This window comes from Sneathiella sp. HT1-7, from assembly GCF_020731145.1.
GTDB lineage: Bacteria > Pseudomonadota > Alphaproteobacteria > Sneathiellales > Sneathiellaceae > Sneathiella.
Genome location: NZ_JAJFZN010000003.1, coordinates 424,850 through 438,564, shown reverse-complemented (window position 1 = coordinate 438,564; position 13,715 = coordinate 424,850). Strand labels below are relative to the sequence as shown.

At 50.6% G+C, this 13,715-nt stretch carries 14 protein-coding genes; 7 read left to right on the top strand and 7 right to left on the bottom strand.

Going from position 1 to position 13,715, the window contains the following annotated elements; genetic code table 11:
- Positions 1-22: 22 nt before the first annotated feature.
- Both LKE13_RS11815 and LKE13_RS11810 read left to right on the top strand, forming a co-directional pair.
- Positions 23-463 (top strand): VOC family protein, encoded by a 441-nt coding sequence (locus tag LKE13_RS11815; RefSeq protein WP_227951572.1) that lies wholly within the window; start codon positions 23-25, stop codon positions 461-463.
- Between the two features lie 397 nt (positions 464-860).
- Positions 861-2,180: a GAF domain-containing sensor histidine kinase gene (locus LKE13_RS11810; RefSeq protein ID WP_227951571.1), complete on the top strand. Its 1,320-nt coding sequence runs from the start codon at positions 861-863 to the stop codon at positions 2,178-2,180.
- Positions 2,181-2,192: 12 nt separating this feature from the next.
- On the opposite strand, the gene LKE13_RS11805 is transcribed toward LKE13_RS11810, so the two are convergent.
- The 6 genes from LKE13_RS11805 to LKE13_RS11780 are packed head-to-tail and all read right to left on the bottom strand — an operon-like array spanning position 2,193 to position 9,200.
- Entirely contained in the window at positions 2,193-3,743 is a 1,551-nt protein-coding gene (locus LKE13_RS11805; protein WP_227951570.1) for a CYTH and CHAD domain-containing protein, read from the bottom strand.
- 34 nt (positions 3,744-3,777) lie between these two features.
- Positions 3,778-4,203 (bottom strand): hypothetical protein, encoded by a 426-nt coding sequence (locus LKE13_RS11800; protein ID WP_227951569.1) that lies wholly within the window; start codon positions 4,201-4,203, stop codon positions 3,778-3,780.
- A gap of 42 nt (positions 4,204-4,245) precedes the next feature.
- Positions 4,246-5,292: an adenylate/guanylate cyclase domain-containing protein gene (locus LKE13_RS11795; protein ID WP_227951568.1), complete on the bottom strand. Its 1,047-nt coding sequence runs from the start codon at positions 5,290-5,292 to the stop codon at positions 4,246-4,248.
- Positions 5,289-5,666, bottom strand: a complete 378-nt coding sequence (locus LKE13_RS11790; protein WP_227951567.1) for a response regulator — start codon at positions 5,664-5,666, stop codon at positions 5,289-5,291. Before LKE13_RS11790 ends, LKE13_RS11795 begins: the two co-directional genes overlap by 4 nt.
- Positions 5,663-8,410, bottom strand: coding sequence for a response regulator (locus tag LKE13_RS11785; protein ID WP_227951566.1), 2,748 nt, complete (start codon positions 8,408-8,410; stop codon positions 5,663-5,665). The genes LKE13_RS11790 and LKE13_RS11785 overlap by 4 nt, the downstream gene beginning before the upstream one ends.
- Before the next feature lie 28 nt (positions 8,411-8,438).
- Positions 8,439-9,200 (bottom strand): DUF3365 domain-containing protein, encoded by a 762-nt coding sequence (locus LKE13_RS11780; protein WP_227951565.1) that lies wholly within the window; start codon positions 9,198-9,200, stop codon positions 8,439-8,441.
- Positions 9,201-9,440: 240 nt separating this feature from the next.
- Between LKE13_RS11780 and LKE13_RS11775 the strand changes: the two genes are divergently transcribed.
- From LKE13_RS11775 to LKE13_RS11760, 4 genes are all read left to right on the top strand, one after another.
- The gene (locus LKE13_RS11775) at positions 9,441-9,878 is read left to right on the top strand and encodes a hypothetical protein (RefSeq protein WP_227951564.1); all 438 of its coding nucleotides are present in this window, start codon (positions 9,441-9,443) and stop codon (positions 9,876-9,878) included.
- A 179-nt stretch (positions 9,879-10,057) separates the two neighbouring features.
- Positions 10,058-10,534 (top strand): hypothetical protein, encoded by a 477-nt coding sequence (locus LKE13_RS11770; RefSeq protein WP_227951562.1) that lies wholly within the window; start codon positions 10,058-10,060, stop codon positions 10,532-10,534.
- Between the two features lie 365 nt (positions 10,535-10,899).
- The gene (locus LKE13_RS11765; RefSeq protein ID WP_227951561.1) at positions 10,900-11,376 is read left to right on the top strand and encodes a hypothetical protein; all 477 of its coding nucleotides are present in this window, start codon (positions 10,900-10,902) and stop codon (positions 11,374-11,376) included.
- Between the two features lie 80 nt (positions 11,377-11,456).
- Entirely contained in the window at positions 11,457-12,353 is an 897-nt protein-coding gene (locus LKE13_RS11760) for an MBL fold metallo-hydrolase (protein WP_227951560.1), read from the top strand.
- 44 nt (positions 12,354-12,397) lie between these two features.
- On the opposite strand, the gene LKE13_RS11755 is transcribed toward LKE13_RS11760, so the two are convergent.
- A complete protein-coding gene (locus LKE13_RS11755) occupies positions 12,398-13,036 on the bottom strand; it encodes a hypothetical protein (protein WP_227951559.1) in 639 nt (212 codons plus the stop codon).
- A gap of 167 nt (positions 13,037-13,203) precedes the next feature.
- On the opposite strand from LKE13_RS11755, the gene LKE13_RS11750 reads away from it, so the two are divergent.
- On the top strand, positions 13,204-13,713 hold the full coding sequence (locus tag LKE13_RS11750; protein ID WP_227951558.1) for a histidine phosphatase family protein: 510 nt from the start codon (positions 13,204-13,206) through the stop codon (positions 13,711-13,713).
- The last annotated feature ends 2 nt before the right edge of the window (positions 13,714-13,715 follow it).

Sequence of the window (13,715 nt, the reverse complement as noted above, 5' to 3'; positions counted from 1 at the left end):
CCGAGCACAAGGAGAAAAGCAGATGATTACCCATTTCGACCATGTCACCGTCGCCGTGCGCGACCTTCAGGCGGCGATTGATTTCTTCGAACTTCTCGGCTTTGCGGAGGATAAGAGAGTTGTCATCAAGGATGAGCCATTTGCGGGCTATATGGGCGTTCGGGATATCGAGGCGGATCATGTCACCCTCGCCATTCCGGGTGTTACGCCACGTTTCGAAGTTCAGGTTCTCCATTACCGGACACCAGAGGCCGAGGCGATGGCGAAGAACGACCCACGCCTCGACAAGCTCGGCTTCAATCATATCTGCTTCGCGGTAACGGATGCGGAGGCGATGGTCCGCCATCTCAAGGACCGTGGCGTTGAGGTCAGGAGTGAGCTTAAAAACTTCCACAGCCGCCAGCTGTTCTTCATTACCGGCCCCGAAGGCATCACCGTCGAACTCGCCGAATGGATAAAATAAACAAAGACAATCAACCAAGAACCTGACGGAGCCAGCGAGTTGATAATTTTCGGGTCGCAGCAGTTAAATACACCTATCCGGGGTGAGCAATTGATGAAAATAATTTGCCAGCTAAGATACATTACATCCTTGTAATTTATCGGTAATATCCGGTAATTACCGGAGCTCAGCTCAGGGGCACTATCGTACCTTTCAAAAACCCCGGAAAGCCGCATGCAACCTGGGTTTGAAGATTTCCCTACTGGTTATTTTTAACCAATACTTAACCATTTCAAATTCATAATCATGGGCACGAAATCCTGTTGAGTGGGACTATTGGTCAGGGATTTTTTATGAGCAACCAAGGCAAATGAATGTGCATGATTCAATTTGCAAAGGTTGAGTTCAAGGAGGCGTTATGAAAATTGCCCCGTTGCCAAAAGACGAAGAAGAACGGCTAGAGCGCCTAAGGGAGTATAATATTCTCGATACTGCGCAGGAAGCCAGTTTCGACAGTATCACACGGATTATTTCAAAATCCATCGGTGTGCCTATTTCCCTGGTGAGCCTGGTGGATGAAAAACGTCAATGGTTCAAGTCTCATTTCGGCATTAATGTGCGTGAAACGCCGCGCGATATGGCAATCTGTGCTCATGCAATTCACTCTGAAGATATCATGGTGGTCGAAAATACGCTGGAAGATGAACGCTTTTTCGACAATCCGCTGGTTACCGGGCCTAAGAATATCCGCTTTTATGCTGGCGCACCGTTGATCACGCCGGATGGCTTCAAGATTGGGACGCTCTGCGCCATCGATCGCAAGCCGCATAAGCTAAACGATGACCATAAACTTTTGCTGAGGGATCTTGCCGATATCGTGATTGACGAGATGGAGCTGCGCAAAGCCCGTCAAGATGTTCTTAAAAACAACGAGACCCTTAATAAAAAGATTTCTGAACTCATGGATACGCAGGCGCGGCTTGAAATTCAGGGCAAAGAACTCGTCAAGCTTGCTGAAAAAGAAGCGCAGCTAAAAAGCGCGTTATCCCAGGAAATTGCGATCAAGGATCGCTTCTTTTCTATCATTGCCCATGACTTGAAAAGTCCATTTAATGCGCTTCTCGGGTTTTCCGAATTTCTGGCGAAACGCGCGGACAAACTTACCGCGAAGGATATCATGGAGTATGCCTCGATGATCAATCTCTCCAGTAAGACCCTCTATGAACTACTTGAAAATCTTCTCGAATGGGGCCGTTTTCAGATGGAAAAAGGCGACATGCACTCCGAGCACCTCAATCTGCCGGATATTGTGAAGGAAAGCATGCACGTGTTAAAATCCTTGGCGGCCAACAAGAATGTATCATTATCCAGCCAAGTTCCTGATCTAACGGTTGATGCCGACCGGAATATGATCCTTCTTGTCATTCGAAACCTGATTACGAACGCCATTAAATTCACCCCCGAAGGTGGAGCTATCGAAGTAAAGGCTGAGCGCACTGGAGAAATGGTCGAAATTTCTATCTCTGATACAGGCGTAGGTATTGCGCCGCATATCATGGTGGATTCATTTGCCATCGATAAAAAGACCACAACACTCGGCACGGACGGAGAGATCGGGACAGGACTCGGACTACCGCTTTGCAAAGAAATGATTGAGCTTCACAAAGGTCATATCCGGGTAGAAAGCGAGCAGGAGAAAGGAACAACTTTCCGTTTCACTCTGCCTGAAGCCGCCTGAGATAACGGAAATTCATTCCCAGAAACGCTCTGCCTTCTTGAGCTTTTTCCAGCATTTCCGGGCATCCTTCCAGGATGCGTCCGCCCGGGCGAGATGCCAGTTATAAATGGCCGAGGCTTGCGCAGCGAGATCTCCCCCCTTTTCCTTATTTTGCTCAGCAATGTCGAATAATTGCCGGCTCATCGCGACATCATTGAGATAACCAAACGCATCCTGCAAACGCTGCAGTTTCTTTAGAAACGGCTTCGCCTCCTTCGCGGCATAAAGTGGCATAAAAAATTCCGTCACATAGCGCAGCGACTTCAATTTTTTGCGCATGCTGTGGCGTTCCTCGATGGTGAGGTCGTCAATCCGCTCTCCCCATTTGGCGGCCCTTCGCCACGTTTTCGCCAGCGCTTTATCCGCATGCTTTTGGACCTTGAGATCAACAAAATTTCCATCCGCCCGCGCAAGTGCCCGATCGATTAAAAAGTCGAAAAACAAACAGGATAGTTTCAATTGGGTCCAGTCAGCGCTTAGCAGGCTCTTACGCACGGCCACACGCTGTTTGGCAATATGATCATTGAGAGCCTCCCTCAACGCGCCGCAGTCGGGAATTTCATCAAGGCGGACAGCGGCAGGTTCAAAAATGTCGCTCAGCAAGACATCCGCATCACGGAGCGCACCAACCACGCCCGCCAACTTCTGCGCCAATTCTTCGAGTGCCAAAAACTCCGCCCCCAGCTTCTTCGCATTCAGCATATGAAGCGCCGTCCGCAAGCGCCGTAGGCCGACCCGAAGCTGGTGCGGTCCCTCTGGTGCAGGGTCGGCAATCACAAAATCCCAGTTTTGCAGGATCTGCTCCGCCGCCGAATTCCCGACAGATCGCAACGCCTCTATGCCTGACATATTGCGCGTAATTTCCGTCTTTTCCGAATAGGCGGGTTCAAGTGGACTTTCCGTCTCGCCAAGACCAATCAGCGCAAAACCCCGCCGCGCCTTATGCAGCTTACTCGGTGTCACCGCGACACCCGCGAACAACTTCTCCGCTGCGCTTAACATAGCGAAAGGCGCACCCGATTTAAGCTCCAGTTCCACCTCATCAAGCGGAGCTCGTTTGGCTCCGGCCCGGACGTCCCCAATATCAATAGCGAGTTCGACTGTCCCCTCACCCGCGATATCGATAAGGGCGGCCGTGCGGTTGATATATGTCTCGAAAAGCGGAACGGGTGCCTCCCCCGCCAGGACATTCTCTATTCGGCGTATGACTTCTCTGTCACCTATCAGGCTCAAATCCGGGGCATCGCCCGCGATCTCACTCTCATATTCCAGCGTTTGTGATAGTCCCTTACTCAGCCCGCCATCCAGCTTGGCCGTCTGGACCCGTTTCTCGCCGTTATCGCGGATACGCAAAGACATTCTTTGGCGACCAAGGGCGCCGTCCGGCGTATCAAAATAAACGGATATGAGCAGTCGCGTGGTAGCCTTCCCACCGGTCAGTTCCATAAAAGCAGGGGTACCCGCAAGCGCGCGAATATCCCCCTCTGACAGAGTTAATTTCAGTTCGATTTCTCGCATCGACATAAAGCGTTATCTCATAAACAACTATGTTGCATTATTAGAGCGCCAGCCGATTGAGCCAGGCGTCATGCTTGTTACAGAGCGATACCGCATAAAGAGCACTCCTCATACCGGTGACATCATATGTCGAAATTGGTGCATCGACATCCGGGTCGAATATGGTTTCGGCGACAAAATCAAGATTTTCATCGAGCAGGATATGCTTGACGATATAATGGGTGTAGCCATCCATTTCATGACCGGTGGTGACTTCAATCATATTGCCGCTCCGTTCAATCATCGGGACATGCCCCGCCTCCTTCCCGGTCCAGCGACCCGGCATCTCCATCGTGTAGAACAGAGACCCCGCCAGTTTCGAGTTCATAGGATCGAGCAGGCCACCCGCCATCGCGATTTTCGGCAACGCCATGGAAGACGCAACTCCGATCAACCCTAATCCCTTCAAAAACAGCCGTCTATGCATTTTGATGTCTCTCTATCTGCTAAATCAAGGCGCCTTCAAAGGCTAACGAACCGCGAAGGCCTCGACAACATCAAGCTTTCCTTTTCCCTTAATATCGATGACCCCGAGCGAGCGAGCCTCACATTCATCTTGTATTTCCTGCCAGGCGGCGGCGGTCATGGCAACTGCTCCGGGCGAGCTATGTTCGACGAGTCGCGCCGCGATATTCACGGTGTCCCCCCAGACATCGTACAGGAACTGCTGCTTGCCGACGATACCGGCCACGACGGGCCCAAAATGCAGGCCGATGCGCACTTCCCAGTTCGGCTCCATCTCCCGGGCGGCACGGGACATTTCAAGACCGCAGCGCACCGCCGTCAGAAGCGGCGCCTCCACTGGTCGCAACAGGCCGCTAGTCGCCATGAAGGCATCACCAATGGTCTTGATTTTCTCCATCTGAAAGTCATCGACAATCTGTTCGAACGTCTCGATCAACGCCTGAAGATGAGCAACAACCGTTTCCGGCAAATTACGATCGCAATAGGCTGTAAAGCCGACGATATCGCAAAACAGAATACCGACCGCATCGAAATTGCGCGGACGTACCACTCCGGTCTGCTTGAGTTCCTGCACCGCCATCGCCGGGATGATGGAATGGAGCAATTCATCAGTGCGTTTCTTCTCGGCAACGATTTGGGCGCGATACGCCTGTTCCTGATCCCGCAATGCCTTTTTCTCAAGTGAGGCGGAAACGCGGGCGCGCAACAGGGTTGCATTGAAAGGTTTCGGCAGAAAGTCTTCCGCCCCGAGCTCAATACATTTGACGACACTTTCAAGCTGGTCCGCCGCCGATATCATAATGATCGGGATATGACGAAGCTGCATATCCCGTTTGACGGTTTCCAGCACCTCATAGCCATCCATTTCCGGCATCATGATATCCAGGAGGATCAGATCAAACGGCTGCTCCTGCATCTTCTCCAGCGCGTCGCGTCCATGAACCGCAATTTCCAGATTTCCGTAGCCAAGCTTTTTAAGGCGCCGCTTCAGGGTGAAGCGATTATCTTCATTGTCATCGACGACCAGAATGCGGGCGTCTTTCTGGGTCAAGATGCCCCTCCTATTTCCAGAAAGCCCCCTATCTTACCCATAAGGCGGGCAAATTCGACAGGCTTGGTATCGAAATCATCGCAACCGGCATCCAGTGCCTTCTCCCGCTCCCCTTCCAGCGCATGGGCCGATAAAGCGATAATCGGAATTGCGCGCGTTTCCGCATCCGCTTTGAGTTGTCGCGTCGCCTCCCACCCGTCCAATTTAGGCAAGCTGAGGTCCATCAGGATGAGCGCCGGCTTTTCACGTCGGGCCGCCTCTATTCCGGCGACACCATCCCCCGCAATAACAACCTCAAACCCTTTGCGCTTGAGGCGGCGGGACAACATGTAGATATTGTCCTCATTGTCTTCGACATAGAGGATTTTCATCATTCTGTTTCTCCAGATATTTCGGCATGTACAATCAGGTGCTGTCCCATATAGCGGCGGACTTCATCAAGGAATGCCGGCGCGCCGTCTGCTGATTTCTTGATGATCTGCTCAACACCGCCATTAAGGCGCCTGCGATCTTCGTCGGACAGATCTGCCCCGGTAATGACAACCACCGGTACTCCCTTCGCCTCCGGAACTGTTTTCAGGGAGTCGAGAAATTCAAAGCCATCCATTTCCGGCATGATCAGGTCGAGCAGGATCAAATCGGGAATAGCATCCTTGACGAGCTGCAGACCGGCCCGGCCATTGACGGCTTCGCGCACGCGCCAACCCTCACTTACAAAAATCCGCCGCATCAACTGGCGGGTTGTTCCATCATCCTCAACGATGAGGACATTGCCACCCTTGCCATTAAGCTTGTATCGCTCCAGCAGGGTCAGCAAGCGCTGTCGATCCACAGGCTTGGTCATATAGTCAGCAACACCGAGCGAAAAGCCCTTATGCTTGTCATCGACGATGGATACCATCAACACTGGAATATCCTTAAGCTCCGGATCGTCTTTGAGTTCTTGCAACAACGTCCAGCCATCTTTCCCCGGCATCACCACATCTAGTGTGATAACGGCAGGCCGAAGATCGCGCGCTTTTTGCAATCCTTCTTCCCCGTTGACGGCGATGGCAACATCATAGCCTTCCGCCTTCAGGAAACGGCCCAGGATATCGCGCGCAACCGGATCGTCATCGACGACCAGCACAACATTCCCTCCGGCATTACCCTTTGATGGAGGGCGTGACAGAGCCCCTTCCATCGGACCACTTTCTTCAGCCGACGGGATTTCCCGTGGCAGGCTGACACGAAAAACTGACCCCGCCCCCGGCGTGCTTTCCACCGTCACATCCCCACCCATCATGCGGCAGAATCGCTGGGAAATCGCAAGCCCTAGACCCGTCCCGCCATATTTACGGGTGGTAGAGCTGTCTGCCTGAGAGAAATCGCTGAACAAACGCTCAAGCTGCTCCGGTGACATGCCGATCCCGGTATCGGAAACGTCGATCTTGACAAGATCATCATCGGCTTGCGTGACGGTTATGCCAATTGTGCCATTTTCCGTAAATTTGCAGGCATTGCTGAGAAGGTTGAAGACAACCTGCCGGACCCGCGTCACATCAGAGATCATGGGTGGCAGATCGTCCGGCAGGCTGACATCGATTTTATTGTTGTTGGGTGATGCCAGCGGCCCGGCCATATCAACGCAATCGCGGACAACAGCGGCGAGATCAAAGCTTTCAACATGGAGTTCCATCTTGCCAGCCTCGATCTTGGAGAGATCAAGGATGTCATTGATCAGTTTGAGAAGATGCTTGCCCGCGCGGCTGATCCGCTGCAAAGGCTCGATCATATCCTCATCATCATCCTCAATCGCATCTTCTTCCAGCATCTCGGTAATGCCGATCACCGCATTGAGAGGCGTTCTGAGTTCATGGCTCATATTGGCAAGAAACTGGCTCTTGGTTTGTGTTGCCTTCATTGCCACGTCTCGCGCCTCGGCCAACCGATCCACCATTTCGCCAAGCTCGGTCTCGCGCGCCTTGGCTTCCGTAATATCGGTAAAGACGCCAACGATGCCACCATCGGCGGTCTTCTGCTCGTTAATACGGAGCCATTTTCCATCGGCCCGTAAATGCTCATAGGGTTCCGTCGGATTACGGTGACGGACGATCCGCTCTTTCAGCCATTGCTCCTCATTTTCCTGGGCGGCAACAATCATCTTCTTGTTCACAGCAGCAGAAATAATCGTCTCATAGCTGATGCCCTTTTCGATGGGCAGTCCGAGATATTCATACATTTCGCGGTACTTGCTGTTTGAGATGACCAGCTTGTCGTCAGCATCATAGAGTGCGAAGGCATCGGTGACCGCCTCAATCGCCTCAAGCAGTTTTTCCTGCGCGCTCCGGGCTTCGGCTTGTGCCTTCTCGCGTTCCTCTGCCAACCGGTCTCGCTCAATCAGGCTATCGCGGAACAAGGTCACGGTCTGCGCCATCTCCCCGATTTCATCTTTGCCAGCGGGCGGCACCTGCACGGTCAGGTCCCCCTTGGTGATTGAGCGCATGGCGGTGACGAGCCGTGACAGCGGCGTACGGATCGAGCGAAGCACAAGGAATGTCAACAGCAAGCCGATGACCGCACTGACGATAATGATAATATGAGAGAGATGGACCGCTTGCCGGGCGGACGCGAGACCGGCGCTGCTGCGCACACGCGATTCCTCCTCAAGTTCATCAACAATCCCGGAAAGCTGTTCATCAATATGCTGAATATGCACGCGTGCCTTGGCCATCAGGCTATTACCAATTACGCGGCGCTCATCCGTGTAGGCATCGACGGCGAGAAGAGCCTCATTCATTAACAGGGCAATCTCCTGATCAATCAGAGCCACCCGTTCAGGATCATACTCCTTCAACTTTTCAAGGCTGACTTTCAGGGATTTCAGCGCCGCATCCGCATTGCGCTCTGACAGGGTAAGCAGGCTGACGGCCAGATCGGCCAGCCAGAATTTCAGATCCCCAAAAGACTTACTGGCGGCATTCGCTGTCGTAATTCGACCAACGAGTTGGGCCTCACTCTCAATCGTTTTCGCATTCTGTATCAAGCGATAATCGAGAAACAAGTTTGACCCGATCAGGATCGCCAAAAGCGCCACACTCAAAATCGATAATCGGGTGAGAATGGAAAAATTGCTCATGAAGAATTCAACCTTCCGGGCGACCGAGTCAGTTTCGATACAGCGTTACACTAATCACTCCGCCGAGATCGCCAAGATGACCACCCTCTTTCGGATAGCCGGTCACGTCAAGCTCCCCCTTCGGAGCGCCATGGCAGGAAAGGCAGCCCTGCCCATAATATTCAGGGACGAGAACGCGGAATGCCGGACGACCCCGATTAGCCGCCTCAGCAGAAAAAATGGCGCCCTTCTCCCAGCCCGGTGCGGACAGATCATTGCGAATGGCCTCTACTTCCCAGTCATCGGGGCGAGCTTTGCGGTTACGGATGAGTTCCGGCGGCGCGGTGACCTTCACCTCCGCCTCCTCGCCCATTGTCCGTTTGAATTCTTCATTCACCAGACGGGCGAACACAGCCGGGACGAAGCCCTTGAACGCGATACCCGGCTGATTGATCGTATCCTGATTTTCTGTAACAACCTTGGAAATCGCCTCAATCTGTGCCTTCAGGAGACGACTCCTACGATCATCGCCGGACAAATCCGGTTGGGCGCCACCTTTGGCCGATGTGAATTTTTTCAACGCCCCCTCCCTCACGACTTCCGCCGTGAGGCCCTTGTCGCCGATCGTTGGATCGTTAATAAGATCTTGGTTCTCACCAATAATCGAGCGGGCAGATTGCAACATAGTTGCCAGATCAATTGCAATGTCATATTCGCTGGTGGTATCGGCGGCATGTGTGGCCGCGGGAAGAGTTGCTATTGCGGCCCAAAGCAGCATCGCCAATAGCTTCTGCCGTCCTATCAGAGCCATCTTACTTCCCCAATTCTGATATCAAATTCCATTGCCTGCCCCTGCCGATTGGTTCGCAGACAACGTCTGGTTTTCATTGTCTGAAAGACTATCAACTCCCGGTCAATCCGTAAAGCTCCCCTTTGCGGAGATGCTTGAAACCTCACAAAAATTCTATTAGTGTCCAAAAATATTCATTGTTTTTAAGTATCCCAATATTATTTGTATTTAGAAGAGTTACGTATTGAGAAAGGGTCTTTTATGAAATGGCGTAAAATCGCGTCCGCTTCATTTACAAATATTAAATATGAAACGAAGGAATGTTGTGGTCAGTACCTGCATGTCGTGACACAAAGCGGCTCATTGGACAGGGAAGATCGCGCGCCCGTTTATGAAGAAACACTGGCCCTGACGAAAACGAGCAATTACTTTTGCATACTGGATAACCGTAAAGCCAAGGAAAGCCTCCTTTCCATGGCGGATATGTCCGGGATTGGTGATATGCTCATCTCACGTGGCATCAAGCGCTTTATCTATGCGGTTGTGACAAAGGATCCGGCCTATGATAAAATTATCAGATTGATCAAGGCTATTTCCATGACAAAGAATCTAGAAGTCGAGGCAATTTCGACCGCTGACTTCGCAACAGCAGAAAAATTCATCCTGATGTATATGAATGAATATGCAAAGGCCGAATAATAAAACCGCTTTTCCCAAAACCAATGCTCGACTGATGCTCAAGACTTTGCCGGATCAGGCACGGCAAATCATTTAATTATAAAAACACAATATTAGTTCGAGGCTGTGAGGAAAAGTTCATGAAGTGTTAGGAACTATTTGCGTTAAATCAGGCTACTCCATCTAATGCGGGAAGCCAGATGCAAGAACGTAAAATCTCCTCCGGAACAATTGCCAATATCAGATATGAAACTCTGGAATACGGCGGAGAACATATCAACTTCATGACAGCGTTAGGACCCGTCACCCGCGAGCATCGCGTGCTGGTTTACCGGAAGTTACTCAATACCAATCCCTCCTCTACTTTCTTTGCGATCCTCGATAATCGCGCCGGATATGAAGATAAGATTTCCTACGACGATATGCATTTTCTGGCCGATACTCTCCTGCGCGTAGGCATAAGGCGCATGGTGTGCGTCGCGGTCACCAAAGAACCCGCATATCAAAACATCGTAAACCTTTCCCGCGCGGTCGCCGATATGAAAAATTTTGACATGCAGGCAACCTCAACACAATGCCTGAAGGAAGCAAAAACTTTCGTTTTCTCCAGAATTCAACTCCTTGCCGACCCAGCAGCAGCTCCCCTCAAACTAGCGAAATCTTCCAGCTGCTCATAACGACAGACCCGGATTGCCGCGAAAGTGGCGACGGCGAACAACTATTATTGTCTAAGGTCAAATTAGTCGGCACCTCAAGGTGACCCTACGTCATGCACCTACCAAAGATAGTAAATATTAGGAAGTATTATTTATTTAGATGTATAAAAATAGTTCGGTTATTATAAGTAAAAAATATATATATTGAATGAATATATATATTGAACTCCAAATGCGAATTATTAAAAAATTAATGAAAAATTTTATATTTACATTTATTTGATTTTTATGATATTGACCTCATGTGAATTTTGATGGATAGCATTCACAAAGTATTAGTAACTGTCAGTATTAAATAAATGCTCGAAACTAATACGGGAAAGAACATGCAAGGACGCAAAATCTCCTCAGGCGCATTCGCCAACATCAGCTATGAGACGCTGGAGTGTTATGGCGAACATGTACATTTCATGACAGCAACGGGACCGATCAGCCGCGAACATCGCATCCCGGTCTATCGGAAGACGCTTGGGGATAATCCCTCCTCCAACTATTTTGCGATACTTGATAATCGGCGTGGACATGAGGATGAATTCTCCTACGAAGATATGCATATTTTGGGTGATATTACTCTGGAAGCTGGCATACGACGGATCGTAAGCGTCTCCGTCACCAACGAATCCGCTTATCTCAACATCATCAAGCTTACCCAAGCCGTCGCCCATTTGAAAGATATCGAACTTACCTCAACAACGACACATTGTATGGATGAGGCGAAAAACTTTATTCTCTCCAACATTCACGGCGTTGCAAATAAGCCGTCTCAATCATTTAGACTGATGAATTCCTTAAGTCGGCAGTAAATCCATCTTAATTTGAAAAAAGTTCCTGTTGCCGCTCCCGCTCGATTGGTTACAATCACTAAAAACCGGAAAGCAGGATCATGGCAGTTAAAGTCCCCTTCAAAAGAGAATTCGAGTTTGAATATGGCGTGGCGGAGGAGCTTAGCCCGCTGATCCGCCGGGTGATCGCCCATAATCCGAGCGCTTTCACCTTTCACGGTACCGGCACCTATATTATAGGGCGCGGTGAAGTGGCGGTTGTTGATCCCGGCCCACTCGACGGGGCACATGTCGGCGCGTTAATGGCGGCGCTGAAGGGAGAGATGGTAACCCATATTCTTATCACCCATACCCATCATGATCACTCCCCCGCGGCCGAGCCCTTAAAGCAGCTAACCGGCGCCAAAACCTATGGCTTTGGCCCCCACGGAAGCGGCGTGTCCGAATTCAAAATCGAAGAAGGCGGCGATACAGACTTCATGCCCGATGTGAAGCTGGAAGATGGCGACGTCATTCTCGGCAATGGCTGGACCGTCGATGCCATTCATACGCCGGGACATCTCTCAAATCATGTCTGTTTTGGTTTGCGCGAAGAGAATACTCTCTTTACCGGCGATCATGTGATGGGCTGGTCAACCACGGTCGTCTCTCCGCCTGATGGAAATATGAGCCAATATATGCAAAGTCTCGAGAAATTGCTGGGCTTTGATTATGATACCTACTGGCCAACCCATGGCCCTGCGATCACCGAAACCAAACCCTTTGTTGAGGCCCTGATTGCCCACCGGCACGAACGCATGGACCAGATCCGCAGCTGCTTGAGCAACGGCCCAATGACAATCCCGGATATGGTGAAAAGAATGTATGTGGATGTACCGGTAAACCTGCATCCGGCTGCGGCCCGCTCGGTCTATGCGCATATCCTGCATATGATCGAAACCGGCGACATAGCGACCAAAGAGGGGGCGGCGGAGACAGCATTATATTCACTGGCTTGAAAATAGCTGATCCGGACACCGAGCCCGGATCAACTTGCTTCACCTTAACGCTTTAGTGCAAATTGCGGCGGTGCTTGGAACTTCTTTTCCCCTGCGGCTGAAACCATCATTTCGGGATTACGGTTCACATGCCATCTTTTGAAAGTGGCAAACATCAAGCCACTGATCATCCCGCACGCGACAATCGCAAGATAACCGACCATGATCTGGATATAGGGAAAGATGTCGTTCAACTGTGACACGGCCCCCAGGGTCATTGCTCCTATCCAGCTGAAACTGCTGATCGTCCCGAATAAAATCAAACTGTAGTAAGTAAGCGGCGGCAACTTCACGATGACCAGCCCTTCCTGGAAAACCCTGTTATGAAAGAACATATGAAACAGAAGGCCGTTCAGAGTCACAATCATGACAATCGTCAGCTTCGCCAATATCTTCGGATTTGACAGCTTTTCCGGATTGAACAGCTGATACTCGACAAAAAAGCCGACACCCGAAATCCAGAGTAACATCAACCCTACGAATACAAACTTCTCCAAGTTTTCAAGTAATCTCAGTTCCTGTCGTGTAATGGCTTTGTTCAACAATCCAATAACAAACAGATCGGCAATAATAGCGCCCCCTACACCTAACGTTAGGCTAATGATATGGGTAAATTTAAGAATGGTATGAATTAAATCGATCATGAAAAACGCTCCACCTAAAGAATAATTTTTTATCGAATGGAACTAGCGTTAAAATCAAAATCAGGCACCAATATGATCGCCTGAAAATGGCCTTTATTTGTCACATTGTGCAAATATCAGGTATCTTTATTATAAGAATGCGGGAAATGCTGCCGGAAGGGGATTTTATGATTGGAAAACGATTTATACTTGGTGTTCTGACTGCCTTTAGCGTTATTTTTCTTCTTTCTGCCTGTAGTACGGTCAACTCTCCGCCCGGCACTGAAACGACAGTCATTCTCTTGCGTCATGCAGATCGCGCGCCCTTTGCGACCGACCTCAATGAAAAGGGCATCGCCCGCGCCGAGGCCCTACCCGCTGCCGTTGCCGACTTAGATATCGACGTGATCTACAGCCCTGATAAAAAGCGCAATCTTGATACGGTCAAGCCACTGATCGCGCAGCGCGGGATCAAGCTGCGGGTGATCGAGATCAGTAACGTGGCTGAGCGATTAATCATGGAAAACCCTGGCAAAACGGTGATGTGGGTCGGCAACACTGATAATCTGCAGAGCATCTACGGTCAACTCGGCGGGAAAGATCGCCAACCGGACAAATACGGTGAAATTGCCATCATGCAGATATATGAAGACGGTCCGCCAAAGATAATGAATCGCACCTTTGGCCCTATGCCGTAACG